19 protein-coding genes are annotated in these 18,481 nt (G+C 56.2%); 14 read left to right on the forward strand and 5 right to left on the reverse strand.

The window, feature by feature from the left end:
* Positions 1–4: 4 nt before the first annotated feature.
* From MKY74_RS16015 to MKY74_RS16045, 7 genes are all read left to right on the forward strand, one after another.
* The gene (locus MKY74_RS16015; RefSeq protein WP_144025354.1) at positions 5–1,060 is read left to right on the forward strand and encodes a WXG100 family type VII secretion target; all 1,056 of its coding nucleotides are present in this window, start codon (positions 5–7) and stop codon (positions 1,058–1,060) included.
* Positions 1,061–1,187: 127 nt separating this feature from the next.
* Positions 1,188–1,472, forward strand: a complete 285-nt coding sequence (locus MKY74_RS16020; RefSeq protein ID WP_076167866.1) for a DUF4176 domain-containing protein — start codon at positions 1,188–1,190, stop codon at positions 1,470–1,472.
* Positions 1,473–1,555: 83 nt separating this feature from the next.
* A complete protein-coding gene (locus MKY74_RS16025) occupies positions 1,556–1,831 on the forward strand; it encodes a WXG100 family type VII secretion target (protein WP_076167864.1) in 276 nt (91 codons plus the stop codon).
* A gap of 120 nt (positions 1,832–1,951) precedes the next feature.
* Positions 1,952–4,087 (forward strand): hypothetical protein, encoded by a 2,136-nt coding sequence (locus MKY74_RS16030; RefSeq protein WP_076167862.1) that lies wholly within the window; start codon positions 1,952–1,954, stop codon positions 4,085–4,087.
* Between the two features lie 47 nt (positions 4,088–4,134).
* Positions 4,135–4,890 (forward strand): vWA domain-containing protein, encoded by a 756-nt coding sequence (locus MKY74_RS16035; RefSeq protein WP_076167860.1) that lies wholly within the window; start codon positions 4,135–4,137, stop codon positions 4,888–4,890.
* A 13-nt stretch (positions 4,891–4,903) separates the two neighbouring features.
* Positions 4,904–5,713 carry a hypothetical protein gene (locus tag MKY74_RS16040; RefSeq protein WP_240913011.1) on the forward strand — a complete coding sequence of 270 codons (810 nt, stop codon included), beginning with the start codon at positions 4,904–4,906 and terminating at the stop codon, positions 5,711–5,713.
* 134 nt (positions 5,714–5,847) lie between these two features.
* Entirely contained in the window at positions 5,848–6,654 is an 807-nt protein-coding gene (locus MKY74_RS16045; protein WP_076167858.1) for an SDR family oxidoreductase, read from the forward strand.
* A 151-nt stretch (positions 6,655–6,805) separates the two neighbouring features.
* Here the strand turns inward: MKY74_RS16045 and gluQRS are convergent, their stop codons facing one another.
* Positions 6,806–7,786, reverse strand: coding sequence for a tRNA glutamyl-Q(34) synthetase GluQRS (gene gluQRS, locus MKY74_RS16050; protein WP_076167855.1), 981 nt, complete (start codon positions 7,784–7,786; stop codon positions 6,806–6,808).
* 178 nt (positions 7,787–7,964) lie between these two features.
* Between gluQRS and hrpB the strand changes: the two genes are divergently transcribed.
* Positions 7,965–10,472, forward strand: a complete 2,508-nt coding sequence (hrpB, locus tag MKY74_RS16055) for an ATP-dependent helicase HrpB (protein WP_076167852.1) — start codon at positions 7,965–7,967, stop codon at positions 10,470–10,472.
* Positions 10,473–10,561: 89 nt separating this feature from the next.
* Positions 10,562–11,131: a general stress protein gene (locus MKY74_RS16060; RefSeq protein WP_373309538.1), complete on the forward strand. Its 570-nt coding sequence runs from the start codon at positions 10,562–10,564 to the stop codon at positions 11,129–11,131.
* Positions 11,132–11,175: 44 nt separating this feature from the next.
* On the opposite strand, the gene MKY74_RS16065 is transcribed toward MKY74_RS16060, so the two are convergent.
* Positions 11,176–11,463: a hypothetical protein gene (locus MKY74_RS16065; RefSeq protein ID WP_076167850.1), complete on the reverse strand. Its 288-nt coding sequence runs from the start codon at positions 11,461–11,463 to the stop codon at positions 11,176–11,178.
* Entirely contained in the window at positions 11,417–11,710 is a 294-nt protein-coding gene (locus tag MKY74_RS16070; RefSeq protein ID WP_144025353.1) for a hypothetical protein, read from the reverse strand. The genes MKY74_RS16065 and MKY74_RS16070 overlap by 47 nt, the downstream gene beginning before the upstream one ends.
* A gap of 328 nt (positions 11,711–12,038) precedes the next feature.
* Here MKY74_RS16070 and MKY74_RS16075 point away from each other — a divergent pair, with 328 nt between their 5' ends.
* The 5 genes from MKY74_RS16075 (at position 12,039) to MKY74_RS16095 (ending at position 16,621) form a co-directional block, all read left to right on the forward strand.
* Positions 12,039–12,428, forward strand: a complete 390-nt coding sequence (locus MKY74_RS16075) for a DoxX family protein (protein ID WP_076167846.1) — start codon at positions 12,039–12,041, stop codon at positions 12,426–12,428.
* A 135-nt stretch (positions 12,429–12,563) separates the two neighbouring features.
* Entirely contained in the window at positions 12,564–13,346 is a 783-nt protein-coding gene (locus MKY74_RS16080; protein ID WP_341012490.1) for a pirin family protein, read from the forward strand.
* Between the two features lie 166 nt (positions 13,347–13,512).
* Positions 13,513–14,676 carry an acyltransferase gene (locus MKY74_RS16085; protein ID WP_076167844.1) on the forward strand — a complete coding sequence of 388 codons (1,164 nt, stop codon included), beginning with the start codon at positions 13,513–13,515 and terminating at the stop codon, positions 14,674–14,676.
* Between the two features lie 550 nt (positions 14,677–15,226).
* Entirely contained in the window at positions 15,227–15,589 is a 363-nt protein-coding gene (locus tag MKY74_RS16090) for a helix-turn-helix transcriptional regulator (RefSeq protein WP_076169519.1), read from the forward strand.
* A 27-nt stretch (positions 15,590–15,616) separates the two neighbouring features.
* The gene (locus MKY74_RS16095; protein ID WP_076167842.1) at positions 15,617–16,621 is read left to right on the forward strand and encodes a Gfo/Idh/MocA family protein; all 1,005 of its coding nucleotides are present in this window, start codon (positions 15,617–15,619) and stop codon (positions 16,619–16,621) included.
* Between the two features lie 107 nt (positions 16,622–16,728).
* Here MKY74_RS16095 and MKY74_RS16100 read toward each other — a convergent pair whose 3' ends face one another.
* Together MKY74_RS16100 and MKY74_RS16105 are read right to left on the reverse strand one after the other, a co-directional pair.
* Positions 16,729–17,298 (reverse strand): TraR/DksA C4-type zinc finger protein, encoded by a 570-nt coding sequence (locus MKY74_RS16100; protein WP_076167840.1) that lies wholly within the window; start codon positions 17,296–17,298, stop codon positions 16,729–16,731.
* Positions 17,299–17,403: 105 nt separating this feature from the next.
* Complete coding sequence (locus tag MKY74_RS16105; protein ID WP_076167838.1) at positions 17,404–18,354, reverse strand: cation diffusion facilitator family transporter; 951 nt, start codon at positions 18,352–18,354, stop codon at positions 17,404–17,406.
* Between the last annotated feature and the right edge of the window lie 127 nt (positions 18,355–18,481).

Genomic DNA, 18,481 nt, shown 5'->3' on the forward strand with positions numbered 1-18,481 from the left:
GTCCGTGCGTATTTCTGTTGAACCGGAGTCACTCCGGTCTTTAAGCCGTCAGTTAGATAGAGGCAGTGAACAAATTCGGGAAATGACGCTCGCCTTGAATCAGGCACTTGGGAACTTTAGGGGAGAAGCGGCTTTCCCGCAATCCGTAATGGACGAATGGCAGTCCGCACACCGGCAGGGAGAACAGATCTATGCCATGCTGAAGGATATCGGCAAATGGATCGAATCCAAGGCATCCGAATTTCAAACCGCAGACGAGCAGCATCATTCCATTCTGAACGATACCTTGATGTACTCAAGCCCCGCACTCATGTTCCAATCGGCGGCCGTCTCCGGGAGAGAACCGATTCTGCCTGGATATGGGCTGACAGACGGGACGGTCTCCAATCCGTTATCCGCTGTTCAGGCCGTCCATGCCGAAGCGGGGGGCAGTTACTCGGGTTGGAACAGCCACGGGACGGCTGCCGCCGGAGCGGCGGCTGGGTTAGCGACTTTGATGGCTGGAGTTGTACTTCCTGCTGCTAAAGACGCGCGCTTGGGTTTAAACAAAAATGAGCATGCCGGAAGTGCCAAGTTTTTGCTGGAGCGGGCCGCTAACAATCCTACAGCCTGGAGGTTCATCGACCCCAAGGCAGCGGGCAAAATTCGAACCCTGGGACAAGGACCGGGCGGCCATTCGGGAAATGAAGGCCCTCCGGGAACCGGAACAAAGCGTGAGCTGCAGCAGGAGAGCGGGGAAGAGGACAGGGCCCCCGGCCATCTCATGATCAATAACGGTATAGGTCTGGGTGCGATAGCTGGAAGTACGGCTATCGGGGCTGCGGTCGGATCCGTCGTTCCGGCAGCCGGAACTGCTGTGGGAGCATTTGTCGGTCTGGCCTCGAGTCTTGTCATTTCGGCTGTAACCGACATCGAAGTCGCCGGTAAAACGCTGAGAACGCATGCCTCAGGCGGGATGGATTTGGTGTCCGACTCCGTCAAGGCGGTTACCCATGGGGCGAGCAAACTGGCGGACCAGGTGAAGGACAAGCTGAAATCGCTGGGCATGCGTTTTGCCTGAAACCGGATCCAGCAGTAGACGTGAAGTACCCAGTGATTTCTATCTGCATCTGATTCTATCACCGGATCGTGATGACCGGCTGCTTACCCATGAAGAATACATACTTAAATGAGAGGACGGACAAGCGATGGATAATGGGACTCCTTCACAAGCTTTACTTCCGCTCGGATCTGTGGTTCTTCTCAGAGGAGCACAGAAGAAGCTGATGATTTATGGACGTAAGCAGATTCATCAGGAAAACAATCAGATGTATGATTATTTGGGGGTCGTATACCCGGAAGGATATATTGATCCGAATTATACATTTTTATTTAATCATGAAGATATCGACAGTATTGAATTCAAAGGCTTTTTTAACAGCGAAGAGGAAAAGTTTCAAAAAATACTGTCGGAGGTATCCGCGACAAGCTAAGCCAAATGGCATTTGTGATGTGTAGCCAGAGTTTAAGATACCCGAGGAAAGCATAGGAAACCGATAAAAGGGGAGGGACCATCATGTCAGGACGTATTTTGATTTCACCGGAACAGGTGGAGGCGGTCGCCAATCAATTTAAGCAGAGCGGAGAGCAGAGCCAGCAGCTCGTAGCGAGCTTGTCCCAAGCGATCCAGGGGATGGAGGGACAATGGGAAGGCCTGACGAAGCAGCGGTTTTTCCAGGAGTTTCAAGAAGCCGGCAGACAGATGCAGTCATTTGTCCAGATTCTGAACAGCATCAGCCATGAGCTCGGGGCCATTGCCCAGAAATTCCGCTCTATCGATGAAACGAGATAATTTTAGCCATTCAAGTTACGGTTCGTTTACAGTAGAATGAGATCGTAGGAATCATCAACCGGGTGTATTTACTCCCGGTTTTCTTGCAGTCCACAAAGTTTAAGTGAAAGGGGGGTGTCCATGTCTTTTCAACCGAATGCGGGAGATGAGATGGTTATTAACGGGGTGCTGTACCGCGTTGGCCAGCATCCTGCCGCTCCCGGGTTAGCTTATGCACAGGCAGGAAGGCAGGGAATCGTCTATCAGCTGATTCCTGCCAGCGGGCAGCTTCATGAAGCCAAAGCATTAAAAGTGTTTTTTCCGAAGTATCGTATTCCTGCGATGGTGTACCAGTCCGAAATGATGGAAATGTACAGCGAAAGTCCGGGCTTGCAGGTCTGCAGACGAGACGTGCTCACTCCCGAAAGAAACGAAAGCCTGATTGCCGAGCATCCGGACCTGCTGTATGCGGTGCTCATGCCCTGGATATACGGGCATACCTGGTTCGATATTATGACCGATCAGCGCCGGCTGCTTCGCGGGGAGAGCCTCGCGCTGGCCAAAGGGCTGGCGGCCATCGGATCGGGGATGGAGCAGCGCGGCTTGGCCCACTGCGATTTGTCGGCACCCAATGTCATGCTTCCGTTTTTTTCTGAAGTGGAATTGCCGGAACCGCGAAGCGTGGTCGAACTGGTGGACATTGAGCAGATGTACAGCCCGAAGCTGGACAGGCCTGATGTGCTGCTGGCGGGTTCACCGGGGTATGCCGCGCACCGGACGGTGCAAAGCGGGTTGTGGAGCGGTTATGCCGACCGGTTCGCCGGTGCGGTCATCATTGCGGAAATGCTGGGTTGGTGCGATCCCCAAGTCGTGGAGAAGGCCTGGGGGGAAAGTTATTTTGATCAGCCTGAACTGCAAAATCCGTGCGAGCGGTACTTTATTCTGAAAAATTCCCTGGAACGGAACTGGGGAGCGAAGACGGCGGAACTGTTTGCGCGGGTCTGGGAAAGCCAGGATTTGAGCAGCTGCCCGACGTTCGGCGAGTGGCTGGTGCTGCTGTCGACGATGACGGAGAACAGCGAAAACGCGGATGAAAGCGTTACGGAGAAACAGGATGCGGTTCAACCGGCGCAGTCTCCGGAGCCGTTGATTTCCGCTTCCTCCCCAGCTTTGCGGCCGCCGGCGGCGCCCACTGCGAGAAGATTCGTGGCAGCGGCCGCTGAGCGGGCGGCTGCCCTGACGAAGGGGGAAGAAGCCGCGTCCGGTGATCAGGATGTCGTCAACAGGCTGTTTCACCAGGCCAGAGAGCTCGAATCGAGTGGAAATCTAAACGGTGCTCTGGAGGTGTACAAATCCGCCCACCATTTTGTCAGCGATGGCTCACCGATGGAGATCGAGCTGGAAGCTGCGATACGCGGACTGGAATCCGAGCTGAATCCGCCAGGCCCCGATCGTAAACAAGCCAAGGTCCCTTTTTACCAGTCGCGTAAATGGCTGACTTCCGCGGTGGTTGTTATCCTGCTTCTCGCCGGGACGGCGTTTGCCGTTAACCAAATCGTTGCCGACCATTCGCCAGGGAAGCACATGGAGGCGGGAGCCGGCACGAAGCCAGGCGGCGAGAAAGCTCCTGCGGTCCCGGATACAGCGCAAACGGATCAAAAGCAGGCGGAAGCGGACCGGCAGGCCGAGCTGCAGAAGCAGGAAGCCGCGCGGAAAGAGGAAGAAGCCCGAAAACAGGAAGAAGCCCGGAAACAGGCGGAAGCACAGCGCCTGCAGGCCGAGCAGCAAAAGCTTGAGGAGGCGCGCAAAGCCGAAGAGCGCAGGAAACTGCAGGATCAGTACGCGGTCCAAGCGAAATATGACGCCTATTTGCAGCAGCAGAAGGAAAAAGCAAAGAAAAAGGCTGCCGAGCGGAAAAAGCTGCAGGAAATGTACCAGAAGCAGGCTCAGTACGAAGCCTATCTTGCTTATCAGCAGCAGAAGGAAGCGAAGGCGAGGGCGGAAGTGGAAGCGGCCCGTAAAGCGGCCGAGGCGAAGGCGCAGCAGCTGAAGCAGAAGCGCTCCGGCCAGGTCGTCCAGCTGATCGCTTACTACAATCAGGCCTTTAACGCCCAGCGGGGCGGCAACATTGAACGGGCGCGCTCCTATGCCAAGGATTTCGCCCGCCTGTATGAACAGGATGCGGCGTATTTCAAGTCCGTCGGCAAGGTGGGAACCCGGGCGTCGGCCATCTACAAATTCCTGTCCAATGGCTCTTACTCGCTGCCTGACGTTTAGACATAGAAAATGACCAAGGATTATTTACAAAGGGGAGTTGTTTACTGATGAACTATACGATCCAGGCTTCCCAGCGGACTCCGGCGCTGATCATCTATCTGATCGACATCAGCGCATCCATGAATATGCTTATGGACGGCAAACGGCGCATCGACGTGGTGTACGAAGCACTGTCGCTTGCAATCCGCCAAATGGTGTACCGGTCCACGAAAGGGAACCGGCTGACGCCCCGGTACCGGATTGCCATCCTGGCTTACAGTGACGACGTGTACGATCTGCTAAACGGGATCAAAGGGATCGACGAAATTGCAGCGGTCGGTTCCCTGCCGGACTTGACCCCGAAGCGGTTTTCGGATTCGGCCAAAGCTTTTCAACAGGCAGAGAAAATATTGCAGGCCGAGCTGCCGCGCATGCAGGACTGTCCGGCTCCACTCGTCTGCCACATGACGGACGGGGTGACGACCGGAGAGGATCCCGAGCCGATCGCAAGGCGCATCATGAGCATGAGCGTGCCTGACGGAAACGTGCTTGTGGAGAACATCTTCATTTCCGATCACATGCTCGATCAGCCGATTGCCCAGCCGCGCCGCTGGAGAGGCATCCTGCCAGATACCCTCCTTCACGATGAGCATGCGGTGAAGCTGAGAAACATGTCATCTCCGCTTCCGGAGAGCTATCGGGACATGCTGGTCGAAGCCGATTATCTGCTTGCCCCGGGGGCGCTGATGATGCTTCCGGGAAGTTGTGCGGAGCTGGTATCCATCGGTTTTCAAATGTCGGCGGCCACGCCGGTAAGAGCTTAGGAGGGATCCGCCTGTGAAAATAAACTCGGCAGCAACCGGTGACATGTTTACGTTTATCAGCTCCCAGGCCCAGGAGCAGCCGCTCGCTTCCCATTCGGGACGGGTACTGTGCAGGTACGCTTACGGACGGGCGATGGAGACGCTGCTGCAGGGAGAGAACGGACAGGATTTCGTCGGTGTGCAGACGTACGGTGACGTGTGCAACTTTGTGCTGTGTGACGGCGTCAGTATGAGCTATCAAGGTGATTTTGCCGCCCGTTTTCTCGGCAACACGCTGCTGGATTGGCTGGACCATACGCGGGACTGGTCTTCGGCCGGATTTACGGATTTCATGACGTCCATCACCGAATCGGCTTCGGCGCAGCTTCGGCGGTTAGCTCCACCGGGTGGGGTCCCCTCCTTACTGCGGGAGGTGCTGGAGGACAAGCAGCGTATGGGCAGCCAATCCATGTATATTTGCGGGCGGATTGAACTGCCTATAAGCAGAAAGAAGCAGGGGAGACTGTGGATGGCGTGGCAGGGAGACTCGCGGCTGCGCTTTTGGAAGGACGGTCTGGAAGTCAGCGAGCACTTTGATGACACCTTTCGGACCAATGAGCGGTGGTCCACGCTAACCGGTCCGGTCGGCGGCAAACCGCATGTGTACCAAACCCGTCTGGATTACGGCATGCCGATGCGCCTGCAGCTGTATACCGACGGGCTCGCCGATCTGGACCCGATCCATCAGGTGCTGCCGGACGAGCTGATCCAGATTTTGCTCGATGCGCCCCACACCGAAGGGCTTCAGGATGATGCCGCTTTTCTTGAATTGCAGTGGTCGTAATGAACGGCTTGCTGCCGGTTGACCCTTTGCGGGTATAAAATTTGTTTGCTGCGCGATGATTAAGCTGACCTCCTTTATGGGTAATCTTGAGACAGATAACTATATTTGATGAGGATGAAAAAGGAGAGATAGCGATGAGTCAGCAGCAATACAACAGACAGCGATTCGAAGGGAAAACGGCGATTGTTACCGGCGCAGGCTCCGGCATCGGGAAAGCGGCAGCGATCAAACTGGCGCAGGAAGGCGCTAACGTGGCCTTATTTGATCTGATTAATGAACGGACTTCCAAGACGGAAGCGGAAATCAACGCGATCCGCGAAGGAGCGGCCCGCGCTTTTGACGTAGATACTTCGGATGCGGCACGCGTGGAGAAGGCGGTGCTGGAAACCGCCGAGCTGTTCGGCTCCGTGGATGTGGTGTTCGCGAACGCTGGCATCAACGGCGTGCTGGCCCCGATTGAGGAAATGCAGCTGGAAGACTGGCAGCAGACGCTGAGCGTCAATCTGAACGGTACGTTTTTGACGGTAAAATACGCGATTCCGCATCTGAAAAAAAATGGCGGAAGCGTCATTATCACCAGCTCGATTAACGGTAACCGCACCTTTTCCAACTTCGGCATGTCGGCTTACAGCACGTCCAAAGCCGGGCAGGTCGCATTCGCCAAAATGGCGGCGCTGGAGCTGGCCAAGTTCAAAATCCGCGTCAACGTTATTTGCCCCGGTGCGATTTCGACCAACATCGATCAAAGCACGGAGAAAACGGAAGAGCTGAAGGAAATCGTCATCCCGGTCAAGTTTCCGGAAGGAAGCCAACCGCTCGCCGACGGGCCGGGTCAGCCGGAAGACGTGGCGGATCTGGTGGCCTTCCTGGCTTCAGACGAGTCCAAGCATATTACGGGGGCGCAAATCATTATCGACGGTGCGGAATCGCTGTTGGTTTAACAGCTTTTCGGATATATAAAACGGCAGCTCAAGCGGTGAATGCCCTTGACCTGCCGTTTTTGTTGCGCCCGTATCGTGCGATCTGTGCGAAAGCGAAAGCAAGCGGGCGCTGCGGCCGCGGGGAGCATTGCTTAACAGGACAGGCATCCCTTTAACTTTCGTACAACCGGGCAAGGAGGTCTTCCGTAATGACGATCGGCTCGGCTGGAATGAGGCTCAAATCAAACCGGCCGATCAGCTCCTGGGGAGCGGCCGGGCCCGGCGTGGGCACGAGTCCGCCGATCCAGGCCAGCCAGCCGGTGAGCTTGGCCGGGGATACCCCCTGCTCCCGAAGCGCCGCCAGGCTCGTGTTCCCGTGCCGCTTCGCCAGGCGTTTGCCATCCGTTCCCATAAACAGGGGAACGTGGGCAAAGGCAGGAATCTCCCAGCCCAGCGCCTGGTAGAGCTGGATCTGCCGCGGCGTTGAATCCAGCAGGTCGGCGCCCCGCAGAACGTGCGTGACCTGCATCATGGCGTCGTCCACGACGACAGCCAGCTGGTAGGAAAACATGCCGTCCGCCCGCTTAACGATAAAGTCGCCGGTGGCTGCCGGATCAAAGCTGTGCCGTCCGCTGACGCCGTCGATGAACGCCACCGGCACCTCCCCGACCCGGTACCGGATGGACGGCTGCTTCATCTTGGCCTTGGCCGCCCTCTCTTCCGGGCTGAGATTCCGGCAGGTGCCGGGATAGGCAGGCCCTTCCGCGGCGAGTCCGTGCGGTGCGCTGGCCGCGGACAGGAGATCGGCCCGGCTGCAGAAGCAGGTGTACAAGGCGCCCTGCTTCTGCAGCTTGCCTAAGGCATCCTCGTAATGCTGAAGCCGTTCGCTTTGCGTATAGGGAGCATAGGGACCGCCGACGTCGGGGCCCTCGTCCCAGTCGATGCCAAGCCAGCGCAGATCGTCCAGGATCTGCCGGGCCAAATGCGGCTTGGACCGGGGCTTGTCGATGTCTTCCATGCGGAGGATGAAGCTTCCGTGCCCGGAGCGGATTTGCAGCCAGGCCAGCAGGGCTGTCCAGGCATTGCCGATATGCATTTCCCCGGAGGGGGTCGGGGCAAACCGTCCGCGCAGCTTCGGGTTGGTTGGGTTCATGATGCTGTCTCCTTTCCCCAATCATCAGTCAGGTCGGTCAATCCGAATGGATACATTTTATAGCAAACCTGAATAGATATCCAGCGCATGCAGGCTTTATAATAGAGGGATACAGCGTTAGTCGGGTGATCGTCTGGGCCCGATCTTTACCTTACATAAAGAGAAAACGGGTGGAATTATGACAGAATTGGAGCTGCCGGTACTTCAGGTCATGCCGGAGCTGAAAGAAATATTGAACCGCCGCACGTCGGCGCTGCTTATTGCCGAGCCGGGAGCAGGCAAAACGACACAAACCCCGCTGGCCTTCCTCCATGAAAGCTGGCTGGACGGCCAAAAAATCGTCATGCTGGAGCCGCGCAGGCTTGCGGCCCGGTCGGCTGCTGCTTATATGGCCTCGCAGCTGGGCGAGAAGGTCGGCCAAACCGTCGGCTACCGGGTCCGGATGGACAGCAAGACCAGCGCGTCCACACGGATCGAAGTCGTGACGGAAGGAATATTGACGCGCATGCTGCAGCGCGATCCGGAGCTTGGCGGCGTCGGCATGATCATCTTTGACGAGTTCCATGAGCGAAACATTCATGGCGACCTGGGGCTGGCGCTTGCGCTGGAATCCCAGGCGGTCCTGCGGGAGGACCTGCGCCTGCTGATCATGTCGGCCACGCTGGAAGCGGAGCCGGTAGCCGCGCTGCTGGGCGGAGCGCCGGTCGTTCACTGCGCGGGCAGGCAGTATCCCGTCGAGACGGTCTATGCCCCGCCGGCGGCGGGCACCCCGCTTCATCAGGCCGTGGCTGCGGTCGTTTCGAGGGCCTTGTCCGTCCATGACGGGGACATGCTCGTGTTCCTTCCCGGCGCAAGGGAGATCGGACAGGTTCGCCGGGAACTCGAGCAGAGGGGGCTGCCCGCGGGCTGTGTGATCCGTCCACTGCACGGCCAGCTCCCGCAGCAGGAGCAGGATGAAGCCGTAGCTCCGGACAGGCAGGGGCGCCGGAAGATCATCCTCAGCACCTCGATCGCGGAAACGAGTTTAACGATCCAAGGGGTCACGATCGTGGTCGACGCCGGGCTGATGCGGACGCAGATGTTTTCTCCGCGGACCGGCATGTCCGGACTCGCAACGGTCAAGGTGTCCAAGGCATCGGCGGATCAGCGGAGAGGCCGCGCCGGGCGGACGATGCGGGGGACCGCCTACCGGCTGTGGAGCCGGGAAGAGCAGGACTTTCTCCCAGAGCGGAGTACGCCGGAGATTCTGCAGACCGATCTCGCCCCGTTGGCGCTTGAGCTTGCAGCCTGGGGGGTGAAAGACCCGCTCAGCCTGCAGTGGCTTGATCCGCCGCCCGCAGCGGCGTATGGGCAGGCGGTAGAGCTGTTGAAGCGCCTGGGAGCTCTTGATAGCGGAGGCGGGATCACCGGACTGGGGAAAAAGATGTCCGCAGCCGGGATGCATCCCCGTCTGTCGCGGATGGTGCTGCTGGGTGCCGCGCAGGGACATGGGTTGCTGGCGGCCATATTGGCAGCCCTTTTGCAGGAACGGGACCTGTTCCAGGGACAAAGTATGGACCGGGACGTCGATATCCGAAAGCGGGCCGAAGCCGTAGCTGCGTGGATGCGCGGCGGCCGGGGTACACTGTCCGGCCTTGCGGACGAAGGGCGAATCCGCCGTATTGAGCAGGAAATCCGCGGTATCCGCGCTTCAATGGATCTGGATGCCGATGCAGCGATCAACGAAGAATACGCGGGTCCGCTGCTCTCCTTGGCCTATCCCGACCGGATCGGACAGAACCGGGGTAACGGCAGGTTTCTGTTGACTTCGGGAAGGGGTGTAGAGATCGGGCAGGTTCAACTGCTGAGCCGTGCGCCGTATATTGTGGCAGCCAGCGTGGATGACGTCAAAGGGGCGGAGGGCCGGGTGCTTCTGGCCGCACCTCTTCCGGAGGAGGAGCTGTTCGCTCTTCATCAGGACGGCATCATCCGGGAAGGAGCGATCGCCTGGGACCGGCAAATCCAGGGGGTCAAAGCAAGGCAGGTGACGAAACTGGGAGCAGTCATCCTCCGTGAATCGCCGGACCCCGCGCCGCCGTCAGAGGCCGTAGCCGAAGCGCTGCTGGACGGCATTGCCGTCGAGGGTCTGGATATCCTGCCGTGGAACAAGTCGTCAACACAGCTTCGACAGCGTCTGCAATTCATGCATCTGATGCATGCCGACTGGCCGGATTTTTCCGGAGAGACCCTCTCCGGGACCCTGCGGGAGTGGCTTCAGCCATACCTGCACGGGATGAAGAAAAAGAGCGATCTGCAGCTGCTGCATATGTCCGCCGTCCTTGAACAGAGCCTGACGTGGGAGCAGCGGAAGCAGCTGGATGAGGAGGCGCCGACGCACATCACCGTTCCGAGCGGTTCGCGAATCCCGGTGGACTACAGCGACCCGGCCAAGCCGGTGCTTGCCGTGAAGCTTCAGGAAATGTTCGGATGGCATGAAACGCCGCGCATCGGCAAGGGGAAGACGCCGCTAACCCTGCACCTGCTGTCCCCGGCTCAGCGGCCGGTGCAGGTGACTTCGGACCTGGCCAGCTTTTGGAAGCAGGGGTATTTTGACGTCAAAAAGGATCTCAAGGGCCGCTATCCCAAGCATTACTGGCCGGACGACCCGCTCGAGGCCGTACCGACAAGGAGAACCAGGCCCCAATAATGTTATGGTCTCACAATCGGTTCATTGTTGTTTGCAAACCTCTGGGCAGGGGTAATAGAAGGCATAACAACAATGAATGGAGGGTGAACATGATGGATCATGGCAAAAAAATTGTTGGCGTTTTTGAGAGTGAGCAGGAAGCGTCCCGGGCGATCACCGAACTGCAGGATTTCGGTTTCCCGCCTGAGGATATTTCCGTCGTAACGAGGGACCGGGAAGATTTGCAGACGATTACGGAAGATACCGGTACGAAGGCGCCGGAAGGCGTGGCCGCCGGTGCAGCCACGGGCGGTATGCTTGGCGGCGTGGCCGGGCTGCTGGCGGGGATCGGCGCACTGGCCATCCCGGGAATCGGGCCGATTCTTGCGGCAGGCCCGATTGCCGCGACGCTGGCCGGTGCTGCGGTAGGTGCCGGTGCCGGCGGACTCGTCGGCGGCTTGATCGGCCTTGGTATTCCGGAGGACGAGGCCAAAGAATACGAAACTTATGTGGATAAGGGTAAAATTTTGGTTATCGTCGATGCCAGAGGCCGCGACCGTGACATCTACGATGTATTCAACCGAAACCGTTCGCTGAATGCCGAGCGCTATAATAGGGATCTCGGACTCGTGACCGACGATACCGCTTCCTTGACCGATAACGATCACCTTCGCCCGTAATGGCATAAAAAAGACGGCTCCTTCAGGGGGCCGTTTTTTTACGTTCAGACCATTTTAACGGCCTTATAAGCCCACTTCAGGTCCTGCTCCCACTGTGCCGAAGCGTCCGGCAGAATCCAGGCTTTACGGACGCAGTACTCCGTAAGCCGCTGCAAAAATTCAATAGCCGTTTGCAGCTCGTTGGCTATACTGTCCTGAATAAGCGGCGGATTTTCCAACAGGCACTGGGCAAGTAGAGAAATCCGGACTTGTGTATCCTGCATCAGGTCGGCTGCAATATATTGGTCATTGAGCGCCTTTAGGCCGGTCAGGCTCTCCAGGAGGGGATTCATGGTCGTCACCTGCTTGGAATGAGGATGAAATCGCTTGGGATTGCCCGTAAAAAACGTCGTGAAGCTGTTCGAGCACCGATTTGCGCATTTGGGCGCTGATTTTCAGCAGATCGATGAGAGCGGAGTCGGAAACGAGCTGCGCCAAGGTCTCGGACTTGATGATGCCCAGCGTCTCATGCCTGATCAGTTTTTGCAAGGAGGCGTTCGGAGCGGGACTTCCGGCCATCTTACGGCTGCTGTCCATCATTACACCCCCTGTCTTTTTGGAATATTGTTGTCTGGATCTTAAGATGCTATGCATCGGATAGGTTCACTTAGTATAGACTCTAAGGCGCAAAGAAACTTGTAAATCAGGTGTTGACAAAAAACGAATTATGAATTATCTTAAATTTAAGATATTTACCAAACAGAAATGAGGCTGATCTAATGCAGCGGTTATGCCGATATTAGTGGGATGAATGAAGGAAGTTTGTTAGAAGTTACAGCGGAGGGTTGTTTGGAAAGGACGATGCTTTTTTTTAAAATATTATCTCAATATTAAGAAAATTAAATTTAAAAAATGGAGGCTGTTAAAAATGGTTGCATGGGGATTGTTGATTATTCGTTTGGTGATTGGACTTACGTTTGCCGGGCATGGCGCGCAGAAGCTGTTCGGCTGGTTTGGCGGAGGCGGCTTAAAAGGGACAGCCGGGTGGCTCGCATCGATGAACTTGAAGCCGGCTTTCTTACTGGCGCTGATTACGGGAATCTTTGAATTTGCAGGTGGATTGCTGTTTGCTGCGGGGATCTGGACTCCGCTCGCGGCGATCATGATTGCTGTAACGATGATCGGCGCCATCGTCACCGTCCATGGCAAAAACGGATTTTGGGCGACCTCGAACGGGTTTGAGTATAATCTGATCCTGATCGCCGCGGTCGTCGGCGTGGCATTGACCGGTCCGGGTGCATACAGCCTGTTCCAGTAAGGACAGCTATCGTAAAATATATAAGTGTGGTGGTCGGGTGTGTACTCCATTGAATTGGATGTAACGGATATGCAAGTCAATCATTTAGATGAATCGTGATGGATGTAAATTTAACACAAGGTAGGAAAGGATGGGATGAGCATGCATGTACGGCGCTATTTGCCCTCGATGCAGGGACGCGGAGCATTTGACGGAGGAAAGATCACAGAGCAGAAGCCGATCGGTTTCTCTGGGGAGGGGTCGGTCATAAACCGGATCGGACCGCTGTTTTATTGGGCATGGGCCCACACTCCGGAGGAAGGACATATTCCTCTTCATCCCCATTTCGGATTTGAGATTATGACGTACGTCATCCAAGGGAAGGCTGAACACGGGGATTCCCTCGGTACCCGCAGCACGGTTGGTTCCGGCGGAGCCCAGCTCATCCGGGCGGGGTCCGGAGTCAGCCATGAAGAGCGTCTGATCGGTCCGGATATGGAGAGCTTTCAAATTTGGTTTGAGCCGGATCTGAAAGTATCGAACAAGCGGGAACCGTCTTACGAGCAATGGGAGCACGAACAGTTTCCGGTAACGGAAACCGCCGGCGGCACCGTGAAGCAGATCGTAGGGGGAGACGCTCCGCTTAAGCTCAGCGTGGATGCCGGAATGTGGGACGTTCAGCTGGAAGCCGGCGGCACCTACAGCCAGCTCCTTCATAAGGGGCGTGCGCTGGCTGCGCTCGCGCTTCGGGGCGGCGGCCGCTGGAGCGGTGAGCTTCCGGGCGTACATGACGAAACGTTTGATCCGCGCGACTTTATGCTGCTGAGCACAGATCATGACGAAGAAATCACGGTTCAGGCCCTGGAAGGCCCGCTTCGGATGCTGCTGATTGAAGTTCCGGAACGGGTGGATTACGCGCTGCTTCCTAAACGCTATTAACGATGCGGCCTCGGTACGTATTATCAGCCAGGCTGTAAGTTCCAAAGAACGCTTTGCCAATTCTTTCTGGCAGGCGTTCTTTTTTTCGTTTAGGATGGAAAAGGGTAAAGTAAAGAAAATGAGCTGTGGTCAGGAAAGTGACCTTTTTAAGCACCAGGAGGAAGGTATGTCAAAGAAAGCGAGAATACAGGAAATAGAACTGCTGCGGGGGCTGGCCTTCTTGGCTGTGGCCATGCAGCATGCGATCGCCCACTACTCTATCGTCGGCGGGGTGGCCATGGAGGACGGGGTTATCATGACGCTGCTGCTGATGGCGGCTAAGTTTGCGGTGCCCGTTTTCATTTTCATCACCGGGATGGTGCTGTTCTACAATTATGACGGACCGCTGCGGTATGGCGTTTTTATGCGAAAAAGGTTCAGCGATGTACTGGTTCCCTACATCCTGTGGTCGGCTGTTTATTTTGGCATCAGTCAGCAGTGGAACTTCGGGTCTCCCGAACAATGGGGGAAATGGGCGATGATGCTGTTCACCGGTAAGAATAGTTATCATTTATGGTACGTGGTCATGATCATGCAGTTTTATTTGCTGTTCCCTGTCTTTCGGATGCTGATCCGCCGGATCATGCAGGCTGCTCCGCATCGATTGTGGACGGCCCTGCTGGTGCTCAGCGGTTTGGCTTATCTGGTGCTGCTGTACTTCCGGCCGGATATCAGCGCTCTGCTGACAAAAGCGGATATCCCGTTTCTGACGTCGTTTTTTACGGCCTACGCCGATCGTAACTTCGTCTACTTCATGTTTTATTTTATTCTTGGGGCGGCAGCGGGGATGTACCCCGAACGGTGGAGATGGGCGGTAGAGAAAGGCGGAGTTATTTATACGGCTGTCTTTTGGATCTTGTTCGGATATTTTACCTATAAGCTGGTGGCCAGCTTCCAAACGGCGGACGGGCTGAACATCAATTTTAATGCAGTTTCGCTGCTGCGTCCGTTGATTGCCGTGTTTCTGGTAAGCTCGGTTTTCGTCATTTACAGATACGCGCTCCAATGGACTCGTCAGGCAGGTCCGCGGGCGCAGCGGGCGATGTCACTGCTCGGTAAATATTCGTACGGCACTTATCTGGCTCATGCCCTCATGCTGCGCTATACGTATTCCTTTGATGCCTGGTGGTTTGCCGGATGGAACGTGGCAGTGCGGATGCTGATGTCTTTCATCATTTGCGTGCTGCTGTCTTATCTCCTCATCGTGGTTTTATCTTACCTGCCATTCGGCAAGTGGACGGCCGGGGTCACTTCCTTGAGAAAAAAAGCAAGCCCGCCAAAAGCAGCCTGATTCCAGTAAACTGATCCAGCGATCCACCAACGCGAGTGGACAAGCATCCCAGCAGCCCGGCATCGCCCGCGATAAATCGCACCTTTTGACCCAATCGCTTAAACACCTTGTATCATTAAAAAAAGCTTTGAATTCTCAAAAAGCCTTGAGTTCTGCCCCGGCGGATCCAAGGCTTACTTATTTGCCAACCTCATTATTATACAATTTCAACATATGAAAAATTCACAATAGAATAAGCCCAACGCGCACCGAATCTTGCACCTTTGGAGCTATTCTGCCATGCCCGGCGTACTTAACTCATCCAAGTCCAAGTAAAAAGGAAGGCGCCAAACCGACTTAGACCGTTCCAGACCGATCTACTCTGATCCAGAACGGACCCGGAAAACGGTTCAATCCCGTTCCACGGTATTCTCAGTAAGCCCGTTGTATTTAATTTGCCGCAGATTTTCCCAAAGTGAAACCTTCATGCTATGCGATTTGGAAAATAGTCGTTTATAATGGAGGTAAATTGGTTAATGAAGGAAATAGGGAAGAAAGCGAGGAAGCTGGCATGGCCTTTATGATTGCCCAGCGGGCATTTATTAAAGCTTACCTGATTACGATGGTGGAGCAGCACCGCGGATATGGTTATCAGATGCTGGAGGAGCTGAGACAGGAGTTTAAGAGCTACGGCTATTCTCCCCCGCAGAGCGAAATTTACCGTGCCCTGCATGAACTGGTGCAGGAGGGCATTTTCTACCGGACCAAGCAGCTGAAGGGCAGCGATCCGCGGGTGGATTTTCAGGAAATTGTATTGTACCACTTTACAGACGATGGAGCCGAGAAGGCCAAGCTGTATAAAAAACAGGTCAAAACCGATCTGGACCGCTGTCTTGGCATTCTGCACAAGGCGGTTAACGACAATTACCAATAAGACCCGGAAGGGAAGGAGGCGTAGGGGATGCAGGAAAAGCTGCGTTTTGGGGTTTTAAGCACGGCCAGTATCGCGAGAAGCGCTTTTATTCCCGGCGTCCAGAACGCCAGACGCGCCGAGATTGCGGCGGTGGCCAGCCGGGATTACGCCAAAGCCAAAGATACGGCGGAACAGTTTAATATACCGAAGGCGTATGGAACCTATGAAGAACTGCTGAAGGATCCCGATATTGATGCGGTTTATATTCCACTTCCCAACCATTTGCATAAAGAGTGGACGATCAAGGCGGCAAAAGCCGGCAAGCACGTGCTGTGCGAGAAGCCGTCTGCGCTCAGCCCCGAAGAAGCTTCCGAAATGGTCGAAGCGTGCAGGGAAGCGGGGGTGATTTTCTCCGAAGCGTTTATGTACCGGTATCATCCGAAGCATCGCAGGGTCCGGGAAATCATCGAGGAAGGCGAAATCGGCCAGATCCGGGCCATTCACGGGTGCTTCACGTACAACCACATCGAAAATAAGGAGAACGTGCGGTATAAAAAAACGATGGGCGGCGGGGCCATCTATGATGTTGGCGGCTACCCGATTTCGGCGGCTCGCATGATCCTTGGCGAGGAGCCGCTGGCCGTGTCGGTCCAGGCGCTGTTTTCGGCGGAACACGATCATGTGGACGTCATGGCAACCGGTCTGGTGGAGTTCCCGAACGACGTTGGGCTGACCTTTGACTGCGGCATGTGGGCCGCGCCCCGGTGCACGCTGGAGATCGTCGGGTCGCAAGGACGGATTGAACTGCCGGTTGCATTTGGCTGGGAGCAGAGCGAGGAGCCTGCCCAGATTATCGTCCATGTTGGGGATCAGCGGCGGGAGGAACGCTTCGGTGTGCTGAGCCATTTCATGCTGGAGGCCGACGCCTTTGCCGCAGCGGTATTGGACGGAACGCCGCTCCCTTATCCTCCGGAAGATGCGGTACGGAACATGAAGGTTGTGGAAGCGTGCCTGAAGTCAGCCGAGACGAAACAGAAGGTTTTCCTGCAGTAAGCGTTCATCTGCAAGCACTTCGGTAGGCGAGACACAAGACACAGGACAATAAAAGCCCCGGGTTCTCTGGTGGAGATCCCCGGGGCTTCGGTTCGTGTGTACCGGCTTTACATGCCTTCATCATAATCGGTGACGTCACGCTTGGCTGCCATGGCCGGCGTGTTAGACGTGCCGTACTCTTCGACGGACTCCCATGCGTCCGCATCATCAAAACGGCCGTCATAGCGTTGCCGGTTCTCGCCTGCGCCGGATGGCGGCGGAGTGATCACCTCTTCCTCGACCGGCCGGTCGCTGCTGACGTCCCGATTCGGCGTATGCTCCACGCAATAAGCGGTGTACGGGATCGCCTGCAGACGTTCGAACGGAATATCCCGGCCGCATTCGACGCATTGGCCGTACTCCCCGCGGTCCATGCGCCCAAGGGCACTGTCGACCTGTTCCAATTCATCCTGCAGCGTGTCGTTGACGGCCAGGTCCCGGCCGCGTTCGAACACCTCCGTGCCTACATCGGCGGGGTGATTATCGTAAGAGGACAGCTCGCCTGTGGAATCGGCGAGCGAGTCGCCCAGCAGGGCATTGTCCTCACCATTCGCGTGAAAGTGGTGTTCCAGCTCCTTTTTGCGTTCCAGCAGTGCTGATTTGAGCTCCTGCTGCTGATCATGGGTTAAATGACTCATGGATAAGACTCCCTTCTGACAGTAGAATAAGGTATCTGTACTCTTTTCTTACCCTAAAGGCGCGGGGAGCAATCATGCCGTGTCCGTCAGCTCCAGCTGAACAGTCTAGACGGTATCCGTTCCGTCCAGAGCGCAGGGCAGATCACCGATCTCGAGCTGTAAGGTGGTATGGCCGATACCGAATTGCTCGCGCAGCTCGGCGGCTGCCTGCTGCAGAAATTCATCGCCGTTGCAGGGCTCCGTCACCACGAGATGCGCCGTGAGCGCCGTTTCCGTGGTGCTCATGCCCCAGATGTGCAGATCATGCATGCTTTTGACCCAGGGCAGGGAAGTCAAGTAATTTCGGATGGCCGCAATGTCTGTGCCCGGAGGCACGCTGTCGAGAGCCATATTAAGCGAATCCTTCAGCAGCCCCCAGGTGCTGATGCCGATAACAAGCACAATCAGCAGACTGACGACCGGGTCGACCCACAGCCAGCCCGTTGCGGAAATGACGATACCTGCGATGACTACGCCGAGCGATACGCCGGCGTCCGCAGCCATATGCAGAAACGCCCCCCGGACGTTCAGATCGCCCCGGCGTCCGGAAACGAACAGCAGCGCCGTCAACGCGTTGATGAGGATGCCGACAGCCGCGACCCAGATGACGTCCACGCCGTCGACCGGCTGCGGGTGGATAAGGCGGCTGATCGAGCCCCAAGCGATGAGCGCGATCGCCGCGAGCAGGAACAGGGCATTGAAGAGGGCGGCGAGGATGGAGGAACGGCGGTAACCGTACGTGCGCAGCTCCGTCGCTTTCTTTCGGACGAGGAGGCTGGCGACCCAGGCCAGCACGAGAGCGAGGACATCGCTTAAATTGTGTCCGGCATCGGCTACGAGCGAAAGGGAATGGCTGATCAGGCCATAAGCCGCCTCCAAAATGACGAAGGCCGTGTTGAGCACGATACCGATCAGAAAGGCACGGTTATAATCTGCCGGTCCGTGTGCATGCGAATGCGAGTGTGAATGTTCGTGAGTGGTTGAGTGGGAATGATGGTGATGATGACCTTGTGCCATAAGCGGCTCCTCCTTTTGAATACAAAGCGAAATTGCATCCATGGTTTTAATTAATATTAACGTATGAGCATCTATTCATATAATAACATATTTCACGCTTGTGTCAATTTGTGCCATCCTTTAGGAT

The organism is Paenibacillus sp. FSL R5-0378 (genome assembly GCF_038009285.1).
GTDB classification, from domain to species: Bacteria; Bacillota; Bacilli; order Paenibacillales; family Paenibacillaceae; genus Paenibacillus_AQ; species Paenibacillus_AQ favisporus.